Origin of the sequence: Cyclobacterium jeungdonense (genome assembly GCF_010994275.1) — a bacterium.
Classification (GTDB): Bacteria; Bacteroidota; Bacteroidia; order Cytophagales; family Cyclobacteriaceae; genus Cyclobacterium; species Cyclobacterium jeungdonense.
Genome location: NZ_WMCD01000011.1, coordinates 21364 through 40563 on the forward strand (window position 1 = coordinate 21364; position 19200 = coordinate 40563).

The window sequence follows — 19200 nt, forward strand, 5'->3', positions numbered from 1 at the left end:
TTATTCATTGGTCATTTGGGTTTGCTGATAAATCCAGGAAATCATTTCTTGTTGGGATTCCAACCCAAACCGATTAAATCCTTTTGGTATATACTGATCAGGCAGGTGTTTGCCACCCATTTGATCGGAAATTTTTTCCAGGCTTTCCAGGCTGTTGCTGATCTCTTGCAAGTCAGCGTGTCGATCCTGTTCGGGGCTGATTACCAGTAAGGGCTTGGGAAGACTGGAAGCCAGTATTTCAGGAAAATCGACCGGTATATTCGACGGACGCTCGGAATAAAATCCCCAATTTGGAATCAACCCATACAGATGCGAATAGGCTTTGATTCCTTCCATGGATGCATCAGCGCTGCGTAGTGGCGTAAATGCTGACGCGATTGCCAGTCCGGCCACCTGGTCCTCCAGGGCGGCGGTAAATAATGCTACAGTCCCGCCAAGAGCATATCCTGCCAGAAAAATGCGGTTGGAATCCAACCCTTCGATCTGACCCAGTGCACGAATGGCATCTCTGGTGTCTTTAACCATTTTGCCCATTTTGGACCAATTTGGATACCTCTTATAAAAGGATGCCCCCTCCTCAATGCGGCTACCATATCCCAGCAGGTCCATGGTGAATACGGCCATCCCTTTATTCAGGCATTCCCGGATAAAGGGATTCATTTCGGCATCGAATCCGGTATTAATGTATTTGTGCAGGTACACGACAACCGGAATTTTACTTTCTTTAGTCAATGGTTTATCCAAAGGGAGGTATAAAGCTCCGTGCTGGTAATCCCCCAGCGCATTATAGGGAGCAATATTTTGCCTCCGGCCGTTTGAAACGGCTGGACGATTAAGTAGTAGGTCCATGTAGTCGGTATTGGAACTAAGACTGACTATGGGAGAAGCGGCAATTCCCTCAGGCTGCTCACCAAGGGTCCAACGGGTCCATTTTCGAATATTCTCCTGCCAGTCATTAACGTCAGTTCTCTCTCCGGTTTTGATGGCATTTAGGTATGCAGCCAGACTCAAAGGCACATTTTTGTCGGTATCTGATGGATTTTTGCCCTGTTTCCAGGTATCAAAATCATAGGCATAGTACCGCTTATTTTCCCAGGTATCTTGTGACCTTCCAAATTGCAGATCCAGCCAATCCACATAGGATTCAATATCTCGTGCGGCAAGGGCATGTTTGCCATCCCGGAAGCGCAGGCTTACCTTTTCCGGTACGCCAAGAAAGGAATACACCTTTTTAAGTGACAGGTAATTTTGCTCGATGGCCCAGGGGTCGCCACCTCCTGCTTCCCGAATGGAGGAACTTAATAATAAGGCATTTGGGGCGATCAACGCCATGAGGGAATTTTGATCAATGGGCAATTTATGTTCCCTGCCGTTGTAAAAGCGCAATCTTGGATGAAACCACTGAGGCCGGATGGAATTGAGGTAATCGATGGATTCGTTAGCATGCCTTTCATCGGTATAGCGGTAGGGGATTTCCCCGCCTGTTCCGCCACTGCTACTGATCACAGCCGTAATCCGGGGATCAAAAGCAGCCGCAAATAAAGATAATTTGGCGTTTCGGGAATGACCAGTTAACGCAATTTTTTCTTTATCTACCTGGGGAAGGGAATACAGGTAATCCACGGCCCGATGTGCCCCCCAGGCCCGGGTCATCAAGGCGGACCAATCGAATTCGGGATATACTTCCTGATAATGAATGGTTTCATCGAAAACATCTGCCCCAGCATAAATCACTCCCAAATAACCCCTTCTCACAGCTATTTGAACCCAACCCCGGTGGTTCCATTGACTCATAAAGACCGGGTGGGGCCCGGGTCCGGGAGGAAGGAATACTTCCAACGTCAGCCGGGCTTTGGGGTGTTCTCCAAATTTGAGGACCACCGTTTGAACTTTGATTTTGCCTTCCATTCGTTCTTCTGTGATCTCCCAACTCAGGTTTTCAGGCGGATCGGGAAAGGTGCCCGAAAGTAGCTGTTTGACATGTTGGCTGATTACTTTTTTTTTGGATTCCCACTGAGATAGGGTCTTGATGGGAGTAGGGTTCTTTCCTTCATTCGTAACCAATAGTTCGGGAAGAAAAGGAATATCCGGCAAAGCCTCAAAGTTGGGCGGAAGCTCACCGGTACGTTTTTGCCAGGCATCCCAGGTACTGTCTTTGAAGCTGAGCCGCTCAAAGGAGGCAAAAACATTTCGTGCCCTTTCGCTTGGATCTGGATGCGGACGGTTTAGTTGCTGTAGGTTTTCCAGGTATGCCTTTCTTAAGACGCTATCTTCCGATTGAGTCTTGGCTGCATGCGGGTTAAGCAACGAAAAGGCTAGCAGTAGCAGGAAGGTCGGAGGGAATAAAAGGGAAAGTTGGCAATTTTTCATGGCAATAAGATAGGGGTATACCTTCAAATTTGTCACTATAATTTGAAAAATACCAAATCTTAATTCATTAAACGGTAAAAATACTTCCTGATCCGCTAAAACATAAAAATCTTCACCTTGTACGGCCTTTATTTTAAGGAAAATGGCCAGGTGAACTTGATTATCAAAGAAAATGCTGGATTCCCGGTATGTTTGCCATGTTTGATCCTGTTAAAACCATCTTTTACCGTTTCTTTCTTGAAAGGAATAGGAATAATAATATCTTTGTCGAAATTTAAAATACATATATTTCTTTAATTGCTGATATGGAACAATTATTTCTCTATTTGGTCCCTTTTTTGGGTATTGTTGGGCTAGTGGTGATGGCCATAAAATCTGCCTGGGTGACCAGGCAACCTACCGGTGATAAGAACATGGTCGAACTGGCTGGTTACATTGCCAAAGGGGCGATGTCGTTTCTGAGGGCTGAGTGGAAGGTAATGATCTATTTTGTAGTGATCGCTGCGATTATTTTGGGATGGTCCGGAACCTTACTGGAAAATTCCAGCCCGGTGATAGCCATATCGTTTATTATCGGCGCTGTGCTATCTGCATTTGCCGGCTACCTGGGAATGAAGATTGCTACCAAGTCTAATGTAAGGACTACGGAAGCGGCAAAAACCAGCCTTGCCAAGGCGCTGAATGTGTCTTTTACAGGAGGTACGGTAATGGGACTTGGAGTGGCTGGATTGGCTGTTTTGGGAATGGGAGGCTTGTTTATTGTTTTTTACCATATGTTTGTACTCTCTGCGGGGGGTGGTGTAAACGGCCATGAAATGGAGACGGCGCTGGAGGTTCTGGCAGGTTTTTCACTGGGAGCAGAATCAATAGCCCTTTTTGCCCGAGTAGGCGGGGGTATTTACACCAAAGCTGCTGATGTAGGTGCCGATTTGGTAGGCAAGGTAGAAGCCGGAATCCCGGAGGATGATGTGAGAAATCCAGCTACCATTGCAGACAATGTGGGAGACAATGTGGGCGATGTAGCAGGTATGGGGGCCGATCTTTTTGGATCTTACGTGGCCACCATTCTTGCTTCCATGGTTTTAGGAAGAGAAATTGTCAGTAACGATAATTTTGGAGGTATTGCACCTATATTATTGCCTCTGGTGATAGCCGGATTGGGATTGGTTTTCTCTATCGTGGGAACCCTTTTTGTAAAAATAAAGTCAGAAACAGGGAATGTGCAGGCAGCATTGAACCGTGGTAACTGGATTTCCATTTTGCTTACGGTGGCGGCTTCCTATTTTGTTATCCAATACATGTTGCCCGAAGGCGATCTGGTAATGTCCCGGCTTAATTCCGTTTCCTTCACCAAAATGGGTGTATTTGGAGCAGTGTTCATTGGACTGATCGTAGGCGCCCTGATGAGTATCATCACGGAACATTACACGGCTATGGGCAAAGGCCCGGTTAATTCCATTATCCGCCAATCTTCCACCGGTCACGCTACGAATATTATCGGCGGCCTGGCAGTGGGAATGCAATCCACCGTTTTTCCAATTCTTGTATTGGCCGGGGGTATTTTTACTTCTTATATGGCTGCCGGATTGTACGGAGTGGCCATTGCTGCCGCCGGAATGATGGCCACGACGGCCATGCAATTGGCGATTGATGCATTTGGCCCTATTGCGGACAATGCCGGAGGAATAGCCGAGATGTCCGGATTACCAAAAGAGGTAAGAGAAAGAACCGATATTTTGGATGCCGTCGGAAATACCACAGCTGCCACCGGTAAGGGCTTCGCCATTGCCTCAGCGGCCCTAACGGCATTGGCATTATTTGCTGCGTACGTCGGTATTTCAGGTATTTCCACTATTGATATTTACAAAGCAGACGTATTGTCCGGACTTTTCGTGGGGGCGATGATTCCCTTTATCTTTTCCTCCCTGGCGATAGCGGCGGTAGGAAGAGCAGCCATGGACATGGTTAATGAGGTGAGGAGGCAGTTCAAGGAAATGCCCGGAATCATGGAGTTCAAAACCAAACCGGATTACGAGAAATGCGTGGAAATCTCCACCAAAGCATCCATTCGGGAAATGGTGGCTCCTGGAGCCATTGCTTTGGTTTCTCCGATAATCGTGGGCTTCCTTTTTGGACATGAAGTTTTGGGGGGTATGCTGGCTGGTGTAACCGTTTCAGGGGTGCTGATGGGGATTTTCCAGAACAATGCCGGTGGGGCCTGGGATAATGCCAAAAAGTCTTTTGAAAAAGGCGTGGAAATCAATGGTGAGATGTATTACAAGGGTTCTGAACCACACAAGGCCTCCGTTACCGGGGATACGGTAGGTGATCCTTTTAAAGATACCTCCGGACCTTCTATGAACATTCTGATAAAACTTACTTCAATCGTTTCCATCGTTATTGCCCCTTATATCCCGCTGGACAGTCCCTTGGGTATTTCAGATAATGCGGGTGTGGAAGCCCTGCCTAAGGTGGTGCAGGTGCAGCAAGAACCGCCGGCATCTGTTGAAATTTTGGAGGTGAATTAATTCCTTACGCATTTTATACAAGCATTTTAAAACCGCCTCGAATTCCGGGGCGGTTTTCATTTGTTAGGGAAGGAGTTTCCTACTTCGGGCCCTATTTCTTTTAACCGGGATAAATTTGGTAAAAAAAATTATCTTTGGTTTTGAAATTGTATTCTGTTTAAAAGTAATTGCCTGTCTGATCGGTACTTGAGTCACACAGGTCATTTTCGATCCTAACTCATCTCCATGAAGCACCTTTCTTGTTTCCCATTGATCGCGTTGTCCGTCATCCTATTGCTTGCAGGCTCTGTTTTTGCGTTGCCCCCAATAGGGCAACTGAATGAAAGGCAACATACGGATTCGATTAAGGGCAAGGTCATTATCCTGGATCCGGGTCACGGCGGTACGGCTGCCACCGATTCCTACCGGGTTGGGCCTACTGGTGAGCGGGAGGAATGGGTGAATTTACGGGTCGCTTTGTACCTTAAAGATATGTTGGAGAGAGCCGGAGGGGAGGTTTTACTTACCCGTGCGGGGGATGTATTTGTGCCGTTGGAGGAGCGAAGCCAACTTGCCTTGCATAAGCAAGCGGACCTCTTTGTTTCCATTCACCACAATGCTACGGCAGATAGGTCGGTCAATTTTCCCATTATTTACTTCCACGGGTCAGCAACCGAAAACCTGGGTAGCGTACTTTTGGGAAAGGAAATAGCCGTTTCTCTGCGCAAGCATTTGTTCAAAGACAAAGGTCCTTACAGTCTGGTGTCCGATTATACCATCTTTTCAAAGTCAGGAGCCAGCGTTTTGCGCGGGACTTATGGCATACCGGCAGTAATCGGTGAGGCCACTTTTTTCACCCATCCTAAAGAAGAAAAAAGGTTGAAGAGGGAAGCGTATAACCGGAAAGAAGCCCGTGCTTATTTTGAGGCGATCGCCGCGTTTTTTTCAGAAATTAGGTCACCCATTTTGGAAAAAAATCTCCCGTTAAAAATCCCTCCTTTTGAAGTTTTTCAGGAAGCGGAAAGAATGCGCCCGGAAGCGTTACAATGGAAGGAAAACTTTCAGGAGGCCAAGCGCCTGTATGAAACAGGTAGCTCCGAAAATAAGGAGCGTGCCATGAGCTTATTGGATCTCTGCGTAAAATCGTTTCCAGATTCTTACCTTGCGCGAGAATGTCATGTGCTGCGAGCCACTATTTTGGAAGAGCAAGGCAAACTGGATGAATCTGCCATGGAGTTCAAACGGCTGGAGGCTTATTATCCGGAGAATTAGTTATTTCTATCTTTCAATTCTTCATCCAATTGAATCAACACCGTTTCCAGGACGGTGTTGGTCTCCATTATTAAGGGAGAAAGTTTATCAGCCTGCCCCTGATCTTCTGCCAAATCCTCTATTTGCCTTATAATGGGACGGAGAATTTCAATTTTGAGGTTGTCGATACTGGGTTTAATCTGGTGGGCCAGGTTTTTGATCTCAGTGAAGTCTTTTTGATCAAAAGCCGAATTCAGGCCGGATATGGTGCTTTTTGCTTGTTCGATGAAAAGTTTTATCATTTCGACGATAAAATCATCGCTACCTCCGCTAATTTCCTCCAAATTAATCAAATCGTAGAGTTTTCCCTGGTTGTTTTCCATTATCAGTTAGGTCGAATGTTGCCACAAATATACCATTTGTATTGGTTTTACCGAATGTCGGAATTTCATCATTTTTCGGGGCTTGGAAAGAAATTTTGGCTTAAATTGCGGCCGTTAAAAAAAATATGCACGCTATAATTTTTGTTCATGTCAGATTTGAATCATTATTCAAAGATTGCCAGTGAGTTAGGTATTCGGGAAAAACAGGTAAGTAGTACGGCAGCGTTGCTGGATGAGGGAGCCACGGTGCCTTTTATTTCCAGGTATCGGAAGGAAGTAACGGGAACCTTGGACGAAGTACAGGTTGCCGCTGTTCGGGATCGATTGCATCAGCTGAGGGATTTGGAAAAAAGAAAGGAAGCCATCGTTAAGTCCATTGAAGAGCAGGGTAAATTGACAGACGAGCTGACAAAAAAAATCGCTGCGGCGGAAACCATGTCTTTGCTGGAGGATATTTACCTGCCTTACAAGCCCAAGCGGAGAACCAAAGGAACGGTGGCAAAAGAAAGGGGGCTTGAACCTTTGGCCACTTTGATTTATTCTCAGGAAAGCGCCTCTCCAGAAATGGAAGCCAAATCCTATGTGGATGCTGAAAAGGATGTTAATACCATTGATGAGGCGCTACAGGGTGCCAGAGACATCATCGCAGAATGGATTAACGAGGATGCGGAGGTAAGAAAGCAATTGCGTCACTTGTTTATCGAAGAGGGAAAATTTGTTTCTAAGGTCATTCCGGGAAAAGAGCAGGAAGCAATCAAGTATCAGGATTATTTTAATTGGCAGGAACCAGTTAAAACAGCACCATCCCATAGGGTATTGGCCATGCGACGTGGGGAGAAAGAGTTGTTTTTGATGCTGGACACCGGTCCGGAAGAAAAGGAAGCCCTGCTTTTGATTGAAAAGAAAGTGTTGAAGGGAAACAATTCCAGTACCGAGCAGGTCAGATTGGCTATAAAAGATGGGTACAAGCGACTGCTGAAGCCTTCTATGGAGACAGAAGTCAGAGTATTTGCTAAAAAGAAGGCAGATGAAGCAGCCATCAAAGTATTTGCTGAGAATCTAAGACAACTGCTGCTCGCCTCCCCGTTGGGAGAGAAAGCAGTACTAGCCATTGACCCGGGCTTTCGGACCGGCTGTAAAGTGGTATGTCTGGGACGACAGGGTCAATTCCTTCAGAATGAGACCATATATCCCAATGAACCGCAGAAAAAAACCATGGAGTCTGGCGCGCTGGTAAAATACATGGTAGAAAAGCATGGGATTGAGGCCATAGCCATTGGAAATGGAACGGCAAGCCGGGAGACAGAAGCTTTTATTAACAGTCTGGGCCTGCCAAAAGAGGTACTCGTGGTAATGGTAAATGAGAGTGGTGCTTCTATATACTCAGCCTCCGAAGTAGCCCGGGAAGAGTTTCCGGATTTTGACCTTACGGTTCGGGGAGCGGTTTCCATAGGAAGGAGATTGATGGATCCCCTCGCAGAGTTGGTGAAAATTGATGCCAAATCCATAGGTGTGGGCCAATACCAGCACGATGTAGATCAAAATGCCCTGAAGAATTCACTGGATGATACCGTTATGAGTTGTGTGAATGGCGTTGGAGTGGAGGTAAATACGGCTTCAAAGCAACTATTGACCTATGTATCTGGGTTAGGCCCCTCTCTGGCTCAGCATATCGTAGCCTACCGTAATGAGAACGGGCCGTTTAAAAGCAGGGAAGAAATAAAAAAAGTGCCACGGTTGGGAGAAAAGGCATTTGAACAGGCAGCCGGTTTCCTCCGAATACGGAATGGCGTGAATCCACTGGATGGTAGTGCCGTCCATCCGGAACGGTACGGACTGATAAAGCTGATGGCAGATGACATGGGTGTATCCGTAAGTGCTTTACTAAAGGACGATCAACTTGTCCAAAAGATCCCCCTGGAAAAATACGTGGGAGAGGAGGTAGGCTTGCCTACCCTTAAGGATATATTAGAAGAACTAGGAAAACCAGGCAGAGACCCCAGGAACAGGTTTGAGGTTTTTCGGTTTGAGGATGGGATTAATGAAATCAAGGATCTGAAAATAGGGATGGTACTGCCCGGGATTGTCACCAATATCACCCAATTTGGTGCTTTTGTGGATGTGGGTGTGCACCAGGACGGGTTGGTGCATTTAAGTCAACTTGCTGACCGCTTTATCAAAGACCCCAATGAAGTGGTGTCAGTAAATCAAAAAGTGAAAGTTACGGTAATGGAGGTGGATATAGCCCGCAAGCGAATCGGACTAAGCATGAAAGCAGACCCTTTTGGGAAATCTCCCCAGAAAGGAAAGCGGGATAAGCCCTCCGGGAAGCAAAGGGCCAACAAGCCGGAACCTAAGGAGAGTATGGAAGATAAACTTGCTTTATTAAAGCAGAAGTTTGGAAAATAATTTTCTCGTTTTCATACCTGAAAACTAATTTTATGAACGACAAATGCAGCCAGGTAATTTGATTGAATTTTAGATCGGGTAGAGGAATAGATTTCTTTATTCAACTTTTACCCTACAGTTGCTATTCATAGAGCTCGTTTTGCACTGAGCTGATACCCATGATCCGATTTTTCAGATCATGGGTATTTTTTTTGAATAGGATCGGTATAATGGAAAAGCACTACTGAATAGAGTGAAACCCCTGGTTGCTAGCACAATCACCTGGTAACGTATCAGCCAATAAAATATCCCCTGGCAGGGAAAACCAGCTACCCGGCAGGCAGACAATTGGCCCATTTTCCGATTAGCGATAAATATGGAATCGTTACGTTAAGCAATAGAATAATATTTGGTATTTAATGATAAAAACGGAAAAATAATTTAAAACAAATTTATTAAATTATTTGGTATAAAAATGAACCATAAAAAATGTTTAGAACATAAAATATTAAAATGTAGGGGTAATTATAAACTAAAAAAGGTAAAAAATAATAAATAGTTTAAATATAAGGCAATAAAATTCCCTGTTGTAATTTAAACAGTATTTTTATAGTAACTATTTAAAATCATTAAAAATAGTAATAAATAATAAAATTTAATAAATATACCAATATATATTTAATAAATTTAAATAAAATTATTTTAAATATAAAAATATCAATAATATTTAATTATTTCGTTTTATTCGATTTTTTAAAAATTAATTCGGTAAATTTTTCTTATTCGAATTCCCGGTTTATATTGACAACGAATTTAAAAATGAAGGGTTAAAATGTACCCTATTTGTCATTTTAATATTCAAAAACCCCAAATAGCCCTTTCAGAAATACCCAAAATTTAACCACTTGGGACAACCGGAGAAAAACCGGTGTTAATCTTCACTTATTAACCATTAACAACATGATTAAAAAATTTACTCACGCAAAGGAAAGGAGTAACGGTGTTTTTACCAAGCTCTTCCTTGGATTGATGATCCTTACAGGGTCGATGCTATTTAATCCGCTCTTTGCACAGGAGCGGTCGGTATCTGGAAAGGTAATTGATGAAAATAAGCAATCGATTCCAGGTGCAAGTGTGCTTGTAAAAGGCACCACAAAAGGAGCTGCCACCGATATCAATGGAGAGTTCACGCTTTCTTTAACTGGATCGGAGGATGTTTTGGAAGTTTCTTTTATCGGTTACGATAAAAAAGAAGTTAAAGTAGGCAATAAGAGTGAAATGACTATTTCTCTGTTGCCCGATGAAACGGCGCTATCTGAGGTAGTAGTGACCGCCTTCGGAATGGAACGCGAAAAGAAGGCGTTAGGCTACGCTACGCAGGCGGTTGAGGGTAGCCAGTTAGCTGATGCCCGCCAGCCGAATATTGCCAATAACCTGTCCGGTCGTGTTGCCGGAGTACAAATTAATAGTAACTCCATGCCTGGTAGTGGTTCTCACATTGTCATTCGGGGATCTTCTTCCGTAGCAGGTAACAACCAGCCTCTTGTGGTTTTGGATGGTGTCCCACTGGACCAAACCTCAAGCAGAAGATATGGGGGAGGCTTGTCCGAGATCAATCCTGACAATATTAAGGAGATAAATGTATTGAAAGGTGCCACTGCGGCGGCGCTATATGGATCCAGAGCAGCAAACGGTGTGATCATGGTAACTACAAAGGACGGTTCCGGAAGCAAAGGAATTGGAGTAGAGCTCAATACCAACATGACCTTTGACAGACCCTTGGTAGAACCAGGTTTACAGAATATTTATGGTGGAGGCATCGGGTACAGAACCTGGTATGTAGACGGAAGAAACGGATTTGATGCGGATGGAATTCGTGGTACAGCGGGAGTGGATGAAAGCTGGGGGCAGCCTATGGATGGATCATTGGTTCCATTATGGTACAGTGCACCCGGTAGAGAGCCGTTATTACCGCAGCCAGATAATTTTCAGCAGTTTTGGGAGACAGGTAGAAGCATGACGAATAACGTGGCGGTATCAGGTGCTAACGAATATGGAAATTTCCGACTGTCTATGGGAAGACTGGATCAAACCAGTATCATGTATAACAACAATTATTATAGAAACAATTTCAAACTTAATGCTGGCTACAACTTCACCGATAAGTTAAGTTTCACAGTTAGCGCGGAGTACGTGAAATCCGGATCGGATAACCGAAGGTATACCGGGAGTTCTGACTTTATCTGGGCTCACAGGCACACGGATTATGACAAGTTGAAAAACTGGGAGCAATATTACCCGATACAGCGAGAGACCTTCCGGCCTGGCGATGATTATCCGTACGCCAACTGGCAGCACGAGTATTTTACCAATCCTTATTTTCTACAGGATCGGTATACCAACGCCAATGAAAAGGACCGACTGGTGGGAAATATTGCCGCCAATTATAAATTTTCCGATGAACTCAGCATCATGTTACGTTCCGGAACCGATTTCTGGTCCGATAGTCGGACTGACGTGACCAGCGTGGAAAGAACCAAGAATTTTGTACGCATTCTGGGAGCCTACACCGATACCCAGATGACCAGCCAGGAAACCAACAGTGATATTATCCTGACTTATAATAAAACGTTGGACAACGGATTTTCTATTAATTTCCAGGGCGGAGCTATCAATAGGACCAACAACTATCAGATGACTGAAGTGAATGTCCGGGAACTTACCATCGACGGTTTGTACAACCTGGGCAACTATGCCAGTCCGGTGGTTCCTTCCAGTGAAATCAGGAAGCAGGTAGTTAATAGCGTGTTTGGTTCGGCGCAATTTGGTTATGCCAATTCCATCTTTTTGGACGTGACTGGAAGAAATGACTGGTCCAGTACCTTGCCAACCAACGCCAATTCTTTCTTTTACCCTTCTGTAGCCTTGAGTGCCGTTTTAACCGATTTGTTTGCAGTGCAAAGTGATTTCCTCTCTTTTGCCAAGGTCAGAGCTAGTTTGGCACAAGTAGGTAATGATGCAGATCCCTACTTGTTAAATCAGGTATTCGCTTCTCAGGGACTATGGGCAGGCACCACTCCAATGTATGCAGCTTCAGATGAAATCGCTAACCGCAATCTTAAGCCTGAAATCACTACGGGTCAGGAAGTAGGACTTGATTTACGTTTTCTGAATGGAAGGATTGGACTTGACTTTACCTATTACCATCAATCTACCACCAACCAGATTTTGGCAGTTGCCATTTCGCGTGCTTCCGGTTATGAAAGTCAGATTTTAAATGCTGGTGAAATCACCAATCAAGGTGTGGAATTAATGCTTACAGCTGGGATTCTTCAAAATACAGGGGGGCTTAACTGGGATGTTGCGGTGAATTTTGCCCGAAACAGAAACCTGGTGGTAGAATTGGCTGAAGGTCTTGAAAACTACACACTCGGAAGTCAGAATAGTTTAACCTCTGAGGCCAGGATTGGCCAGCCTTATGGAACCCTTTACGGTAGAAGATACCAAAGGTCTCCAGAGGGCGAAATCGTATACAGCAACGGATTACCGCAATTAGATGCAGGAACATTCCAATTAGGAAATATTCAACCTGATTGGATTGGCGGATTATCCAACACGTTTACCTACAGGGGGTTTACCCTCGGCTCGTTGATTGATGTACGAATGGGCGGAGATTTATTCGACGTGGGTACCGGATTGGCCAGAAAGACCGGTCAGTATGTAGAAACGGCCATTGGAAGAGAAGAGGGAGTGATCGGAAAAGGCGTGATGAACGTTGGAACGGACGAAAGCCCTGTCTACGTGACCAATGATGTAATTGTTGGAGCACAGCCTTTCTGGAATGCGCAAAATCCCCGAACTTATCACGAAGCAGGTATTTTTGATGGCTCGTTTGTAAAATTGAGGGAATTGTCCTTAGGCTATAGTCTTCCGCAAACCTTTCTAGCCAATACTTTTCTCGAGAGTGTAAGACTATCCCTGGTTGGAAGAAACCTAGCCATCTTGTTTCGAAACCACCCGCACCTGGATCCCGAGTTTGACGCCAAAGGAGGCAATGCACAGGGATTTGGTTATGGTGAAATGCCTTCGACCAGAAATATTGGATTTAACCTGAATGTTAGCTTTTAAGTGAATTCCAACTTGCAAAAGATTAAAACCATGAAAAATTTTAAAATACTACCCTATACCTTATTACTCGGGCTTTTCCTTCTGGCAGGCTCTTGTACGGAAGAATTTGCTGAAATCAATACGGATCCCAACAACCCGGTTACCATCTCTCCGGCGCTATTATTACCCAATGCCATACAGGTTTCTGTAGATAGGTACTGGGGCCATAGCACCCGATTTGAAAGGTTAAATATCGATGCAGCCATGTGCTGGATTCAACATCTGGCTAGAAATATTTACATCAATGCGGAAGGAGATACCTATGAGATTCCAATTACGGTTTCCACCGGAACCTGGGATAATCTCTATAACAGTTCGCTGGTGAACCTGGAGCAGGTAATCGAATTAGCTGGGGAAGGTGGAGAATTTGAGAACCGAAACTACGAAGGAATAGCCTTGGTGATGAAAGCGTTTACGTTTTCTTACCTGACAGATGCATTTGGCCCCATTCCTTATTCTGAAGCCCTTAAGGGAGCAGCTGAGGAGTCCATCAATTCACCGAAATACGACTCTATGGAAGAGGTGTATGCCGGGGTTTTGGCGGATCTTAAGCTTGCCAACGAAAAGCTTTCAATCAATGGTCCGGTAGTAAATGGAGATATCATGTTTGATGGGGACATTTTGAGATGGAAAAAGTTTGCTAATTCATTAAGAATCAAATTGGCAAACCGGCAGGCTGTTAAAAAGCCGGCCGAATCCAGAGCCATTATGCAGGAAATACTCGCTTCTCCCGAAACCTATCCTATTTTCACAGGAAACGATGATTATGCGGAATTAAAACATGCAAATGTCATCGGAAGTAGAAATAAGATGTTTGATGTCTTCTCCACACGTTCGGATTGGAATATCAGTACGACTTTGGTAGATAAACTGTTGGAACTGGATGATGACCGTATTTCAGTGTATGCCTTGCCTTTGGGAGATGGATCGTACAAAGGGTTACCAAATGGGTTGACAGATGCGGCTGCATCTACCATTTCAGCCTCTACAATTGGTCAAAAATTCCTGGATCCTGAAGCACCCAGTATTTTGATGACCTATTCTGAATTGATGTTTATCCTTGCCGAAGCGGCTCTTGACGGAGATATTGCTGCAGATCACATGGAATATTTCGAGGAAGGAGTGAGAGGTTCTTTTGCGCAACATGGATTGGAAATGCCTGCCGATTATATCGGCAAACTGGGTTCCGTTGACAAAGAAACCATCATGACTCAAAAATGGATTGCACTCTTTGGGCAGGGAATTGAAGCCTGGACAGAATACAGGAGAACTGGTCTCCCGCAAATGCCCACGCCTGATCCAAATTCCATATTTGTAAACGAGGGCGTGTTGCCTACACGTATTGAGTATCCACCATCTGAATATTCTCTGAACATGGATAATTTGCAGGGGGGCATACAAATGCTGGGAGGAGAAGACAATATGCGAAGCGAATTATGGTGGGCGGAATAAGGGATTCATTCCTTTAGAAGAACCTGTTTTTGCAAATAGATATTTTCAAATTCAATTGAAATCAAACTATGAAAAAAATTATAAATAAATTTGCTATACTAGGCGTAGTGATCAGTGTTTTCTCTTGCGTTGAAGCAGAGGATCTGGCTACTCCCAACGTGGCCGCACCCGTTTTGGTAGTGCTGGAAGGGAATGAATTTGACGCCGCTACAGGTGTTGCAGTTTCCGGTTCGTTTTACGAATTGGACAAGAGCGGTATTCTAGATCGTAATATAGGTATTGATTCCATTCCTGTCTCAGGTCTGGAGGTAACGGTTTTTATAGACCAAACAAATGAGATTGGCACACTAACCACTGATAGCCAGGGCAAAATTTTATTTGAGAATCCCTGGACTACACTTGGTTTGTCGGAACCAAGTTCTGGTTCACAAATTCGTCTGGAATTTGCCGGAAGCTATAATGACATTGCCTTCAGGAAATACCACAATGTACGTGTAAGATAGACGTAAACAGATAAGGACAAGATTCCTTGGGTAAGGGATGTTTTGTTTGGTAAAGGTTTTCTCTGCTGGTACGGGCTAAACTCCGGACAAAAGCAGAAAATAATCATCCTGACAAAACATCCTTTTTTCATTCTATAAATAAACATTCACCACTAACAACCAAATCAAAAAAAGATGACTAATTTAAACAGAAGAAATTGGCTGAAATCCAGTCTTACGATGACAGCCGGCCTCATGACCATGGGATACGCGGGGGCTGGTACAGAAGAGGAAGTAATTTCTTCCTTTCTTCCAAAAAAGGAGCGCTACGCCAGGTTGACTTCCAACGAAAATCCTTTTGGCCCTTCCGACTCCGCTAAGAAGGCACTAAAAGCGGCTATTGATGATGCCTTTTTATACCCCAGAGAATACAGGCAGAAATTGATGAGCCTGATAGCGCAGGAGGAAGGCGTAACAGAAGACCACATTTTACTAGGAGCGGGTTCAAGTGAACTACTCCATGCATCGGCCAGAGTATACGGAGGAGCTAATGGCAAAGTGTTATCTGCCGATCCCACCTATACTTCGCTGGTACGTTCTGCAGAATATATGGGTTCTGAATGGGTAAAAGTCCCGCTGGATAAGAACTTTGACCATGACTTGTCAACTATGGAATACAAGGTAAAGCCGGACGTATCCCTGGTATATCTGGTAAACCCAAACAACCCTACCGGTAAGATTATGACTGGAGAGGAAATTATTGGTTTTTGTAACACCGTATCGGATAAGGTTCCTGTATTTGTAGATGAAGCCTATTGGGATTACATGGAAAACCCTAAAGGGTCTACCACTTCGGCTTGTATTAAGCAAGGGAAAAACGTCATTGTGGCCAGGACATTTTCAAAAGTGCACGCATTTGCAGGATTGCGAGTTGGGTATTGTATCGCCCAGCCGGAGGTAATCAAAGAAATAGCCAAAGAAGGACCAAGAAACAGCCTAAGCGGCCCTTCCATGAGTGCGGCCACAGCTAGTCTTGTCGATAAGGAGTTTATCAAGTATTCTGTAAAAATGAATAACGAAGGGAAAAAATTTGTATATGATGTACTGGAAAAGACCGGACACGATTATTTTCCTTCCCATACTAATTTCATTCTTTTTCCTATTGCTATGGATAGCGAAGACTTCAAAAAGAAGATGCTCGCTAAAGGGGTAGGGATCAAAAGCATGAATGTAGCGGGACAGGATTATTGTCGCGTAAGTATGGGTAAAATGGATGATTTGGAAATGTTTGCCGGTGCTTTTAAGCAGGTTATTTCTACAAAAATAAATCAATCTTAATTTAGGGTGCAATAAATTTGTAATCAGACATTTTTATAAAAATAAAAACCGGTCCGGATCAGGCCGGTTTTTTTATGTTTTATCGGGTTCCTAAAAAGGGGAAAACGGTTTTCATTGAGATTAACGATTACAAGGTACAGCATTTTAGCTTTCTGTTATTTTTCACTAGGTCAGTTTTATCAGGATATGAACCTGCTGTTTTTCAAAAATGTCAAGACCAGGACAACTATCCCCCTATTCTGATAGTGAATAATTTTAAATCCTTTCTAAAGCCCTGGTATTAGGTCGGGACAGCGAATCCGATTTGTAGTATCCGGATTCGTCCCGGTTAATAAAAAAAAAGCAGCTTTCCACCTGAAAAGCTGCTTTCTGTAGTTAGCAGAGGTTAATCTGATCACATTTTAAATTAATTGTTAGTGGTAAATTTTTTAGGAGGAATGGGTTTCTTTCTCCAATGCTGGTTCATATTCTATCAATTTAAACCACTTTAACAGTGGTTTGAATAACCCTAAGCCAAGAAATACGAATCCTACAGAGAACAGCGTAGTAGAGGAAGTGAATATTTCCCCGAAAGAAAATACAGTTAACATGATCACCGTTGTAAAGGGGAGTGAGCAGGCCAGGATATTCACAGCTAATTCCATATCGAAGGTCTTGTTCCTTTTCTTTTCATTTTCCTGCTCCAAGGCAGTGACGGATGCCATGTGTGCAAAGGGCCAGAAACTGATGGCACTCTGCGGGAACACCACCAAAACCAATATGGCGGCATATGATAATTGGGGGGCAAAGATCAAAACAAAACCGCTTAACAGAAAGGTAAGACCGGAACGGATCATCAGTAAACCAGCGATTTTTCTAATTTGCTTCCAATTGAATACTACTGCAATTCCAATGAAAATTAAAACCAATGGAGTCATCAGGTTACTCAGCGTACCTATGGCTGTACCAATAAATACCGGCAGGTTTTCCAGATGAATCCCTACACTAATTAGTATCAGTGCAAGAATTATAACCATATTGATAGGTTCATTCACCAGGCTTAACAGTAGCGATTTGATTTTGTCCCGGTTTCCGGTTTTAATGTCGTTATTGATTTTAAAATACCAGCTCATCGCAATCATGTAGGCGATTACGAGAACAAATATCTTGTTCCCTATATCGGCTAGTGCTCCCCATGCCAGCGCATCGTCTCCGAGATACTCTATCAAGAATGGAAAACATGAAAGCCCAGGAGCTAACGATGGAAAGAGCAACAAATAAGTTCGGTAGGAAGAGGAATCCTTTTCAATCCCGAAGAGTGGCAATGTATATTTAAGTATAAAGTAAAGTATAAAGTTAAATGAAATGGCCATTATGGGCAGGGCCAACAAATCCCATTGAACCTCCGCTTTGAGCAATGCTACAAATATAATTGCCGGTAAAGCGACCGTGAGGATTAGTGTTTTGAGCCCCTTCTGCTGGGCCGGATCTTTCAGCTTTTTTCTCAGTAAAAACCCGATAACCAATAGCAATAGCAGAGAAAGCGTCTTTTGGACAGCTAAGTTCATATGAATAAATAATCAGTTGTTAGTGAAAGTGTAGTGGGTGGCTATTCAGGGTTTATTGCTAATTGCAGGCTCAGGTAGTTACCGTTTTCAAAGCATTGCTAAACAGCTTCATCTCATCCATGGTACCCATACTTACCCTGCACCAAGGTTGGTCTGCGATGGAGTACACACGAATACCGACACCTTGATCCATCATTTTCCCGGCAAAGACTTTACCTTCCTCTTGGATAGGGAAAATCATAAAACTGGTGTGCGAGGGAATGGGATCAAATCCCATAGATTCAACTTGCTCTAACGTATAAGCTTTGGATTCAGCATTCCATTTTCTGCACGAAGCAAGAAATTTTTCGTCCTTGATACTGGCAATGGCGCCTTTCAGGGAAGTTACACAGAGTCCCATTGTACCTCGAACCATGCTGGTGATAGATTTAATACGTTCTTCAGTAGCCACCAGGTATCCTACCCGCAAACCTGCCATGCCGTGAATTTTAGAAAAGGTTCGGGCCACCATGACATCGTGTCCTTGAGAAACAAGATTCACCATGGTGTGATCCTCTGGTTTGTCCATAAATTCCAGATAGGCTTCATCTACGAATACAGGACGCTTTTTAGCGGCGCTTTTACAAAATGCTTTTAAATCTTCCGGATCGGTAATGGCGCCCATTGGATTATTGGGGTTACAAACATAAAGAAGCTTGGTTTCGGAATCGATGGCCGCTTCCATGCCGTCCAGATCATGTGAGTAATCCATTTTCAAAGGAACTGCTTTCCATTCGCCTCCCATGGCTTTTGCCGTATTGACAAGTGACATGTAGGAAGGATCAGCTGAAACTACGTTTCCCCCATCTTTACATAAGACAATGGCCGTTTTTTCCAGCATATCAGTGGATCCAGGGCCAAGCATGATGTTTTCTGGTTTTACTCCCTCTTTTTCAGCCAACATATCTATCAAATAGGCAGCATCCGAATGTCCATACCTGTTTCCCAGGCTGATGGATTCAGCGATGGCTTTCTGTACGTTGGGGGAAGGACCAAAAGGATTTTCATTGGCCAAAAGCCTGGCCTTCATCTTTACATCTTTGTAAATGGGATTCATTTCCCATAACATGCTTTCGCTGCTCCAATTTTTTCCGGATACCGCAGTCGTTTTTGCATGTAAGTTTCCAGTAATTAATGGCAGGGATCCTAAACCTAGTACGCTGGTCTTTAACCAGTCCCTTCTGTTGAAATTTTTCATAAGTCCTCTTTTGTAAAGTGGTTAAATATTTTGGTATAAATTTAACCCAAATTTGAATGAAAAAAAATATAATTAATA

The 19200-nt window shown here is 43.8% G+C and carries 11 protein-coding genes; 7 read left to right on the forward strand and 4 right to left on the reverse strand.

Features of this window, described 5'->3' with window-relative positions; translation table 11 throughout:
- Positions 1–2370 carry a glucuronyl esterase domain-containing protein gene (locus tag GKS34_RS19120; RefSeq protein ID WP_163386593.1) on the reverse strand — a complete coding sequence of 790 codons (2370 nt, stop codon included), beginning with the start codon at positions 2368–2370 and terminating at the stop codon, positions 1–3.
- A gap of 305 nt (positions 2371–2675) precedes the next feature.
- On the opposite strand from GKS34_RS19120, the gene GKS34_RS19125 reads away from it, so the two are divergent.
- Positions 2676–4898: a sodium-translocating pyrophosphatase gene (locus GKS34_RS19125; protein ID WP_163386594.1), complete on the forward strand. Its 2223-nt coding sequence runs from the start codon at positions 2676–2678 to the stop codon at positions 4896–4898.
- 225 nt (positions 4899–5123) lie between these two features.
- Complete coding sequence (locus GKS34_RS19130; RefSeq protein WP_163386595.1) at positions 5124–6149, forward strand: N-acetylmuramoyl-L-alanine amidase family protein; 1026 nt, start codon at positions 5124–5126, stop codon at positions 6147–6149.
- Here the strand turns inward: GKS34_RS19130 and GKS34_RS19135 are convergent.
- Positions 6146–6511, reverse strand: coding sequence for an Hpt domain-containing protein (locus GKS34_RS19135; protein ID WP_163386596.1), 366 nt, complete (start codon positions 6509–6511; stop codon positions 6146–6148). The genes GKS34_RS19130 and GKS34_RS19135 overlap by 4 nt on opposite strands.
- 147 nt (positions 6512–6658) lie before the next feature.
- Here GKS34_RS19135 and GKS34_RS19140 point away from each other — a divergent pair, with 147 nt between their 5' ends.
- The 5 genes from GKS34_RS19140 to GKS34_RS19160 all read left to right on the forward strand — a co-directional run bounded on the left by GKS34_RS19140 (position 6659) and on the right by GKS34_RS19160 (position 16338).
- Positions 6659–8920, forward strand: coding sequence for a Tex family protein (locus tag GKS34_RS19140; protein WP_163386597.1), 2262 nt, complete (start codon positions 6659–6661; stop codon positions 8918–8920).
- Positions 8921–9859: 939 nt separating this feature from the next.
- Positions 9860–13027 carry a SusC/RagA family TonB-linked outer membrane protein gene (locus tag GKS34_RS19145; RefSeq protein ID WP_163386598.1) on the forward strand — a complete coding sequence of 1056 codons (3168 nt, stop codon included), beginning with the start codon at positions 9860–9862 and terminating at the stop codon, positions 13025–13027.
- A gap of 30 nt (positions 13028–13057) precedes the next feature.
- Entirely contained in the window at positions 13058–14518 is a 1461-nt protein-coding gene (locus GKS34_RS19150; RefSeq protein ID WP_163386599.1) for a SusD/RagB family nutrient-binding outer membrane lipoprotein, read from the forward strand.
- Positions 14519–14586: 68 nt separating this feature from the next.
- On the forward strand, positions 14587–15021 hold the full coding sequence (locus tag GKS34_RS19155; protein WP_163386600.1) for a hypothetical protein: 435 nt from the start codon (positions 14587–14589) through the stop codon (positions 15019–15021).
- A gap of 174 nt (positions 15022–15195) precedes the next feature.
- Positions 15196–16338: a pyridoxal phosphate-dependent aminotransferase gene (locus GKS34_RS19160; RefSeq protein WP_163386601.1), complete on the forward strand. Its 1143-nt coding sequence runs from the start codon at positions 15196–15198 to the stop codon at positions 16336–16338.
- A gap of 428 nt (positions 16339–16766) precedes the next feature.
- On the opposite strand, the gene GKS34_RS19165 is transcribed toward GKS34_RS19160, so the two are convergent.
- Positions 16767–17885, reverse strand: a complete 1119-nt coding sequence (locus GKS34_RS19165) for an AEC family transporter (RefSeq protein ID WP_163386602.1) — start codon at positions 17883–17885, stop codon at positions 16767–16769.
- A 70-nt stretch (positions 17886–17955) separates the two neighbouring features.
- A complete protein-coding gene (locus tag GKS34_RS19170) occupies positions 17956–19122 on the reverse strand; it encodes a pyridoxal phosphate-dependent aminotransferase (RefSeq protein WP_163386603.1) in 1167 nt (388 codons plus the stop codon).
- Positions 19123–19200 lie beyond the last annotated feature (78 nt).

Bases quoted from the DNA above. Each gene is read 5' to 3' on its own strand.
- GKS34_RS19165 (WP_163386602.1), bottom strand. From the start codon at position 17,885: ATGAACTTAGCTGTCCAAAAGACGCTTTCTCTGCTATTGCTATTGGTT.
- GKS34_RS19120 (WP_163386593.1), bottom strand. From the start codon at position 2,370: ATGAAAAATTGCCAACTTTCCCTTTTATTCCCTCCGACCTTCCTGCTA.
- GKS34_RS19145 (WP_163386598.1), top strand. From the start codon at position 9,860: ATGATTAAAAAATTTACTCACGCAAAGGAAAGGAGTAACGGTGTTTTT.
- GKS34_RS19140 (WP_163386597.1), top strand. From the start codon at position 6,659: ATGTCAGATTTGAATCATTATTCAAAGATTGCCAGTGAGTTAGGTATT.
- GKS34_RS19125 (WP_163386594.1), top strand. From the start codon at position 2,676: ATGGAACAATTATTTCTCTATTTGGTCCCTTTTTTGGGTATTGTTGGG.
- GKS34_RS19135 (WP_163386596.1), bottom strand. From the start codon at position 6,511: ATGGAAAACAACCAGGGAAAACTCTACGATTTGATTAATTTGGAGGAA.
- GKS34_RS19170 (WP_163386603.1), bottom strand. From the start codon at position 19,122: ATGAAAAATTTCAACAGAAGGGACTGGTTAAAGACCAGCGTACTAGGT.
- GKS34_RS19160 (WP_163386601.1), top strand. From the start codon at position 15,196: ATGACTAATTTAAACAGAAGAAATTGGCTGAAATCCAGTCTTACGATG.
- GKS34_RS19150 (WP_163386599.1), top strand. From the start codon at position 13,058: ATGAAAAATTTTAAAATACTACCCTATACCTTATTACTCGGGCTTTTC.
- GKS34_RS19130 (WP_163386595.1), top strand. From the start codon at position 5,124: ATGAAGCACCTTTCTTGTTTCCCATTGATCGCGTTGTCCGTCATCCTA.
- GKS34_RS19155 (WP_163386600.1), top strand. From the start codon at position 14,587: ATGAAAAAAATTATAAATAAATTTGCTATACTAGGCGTAGTGATCAGT.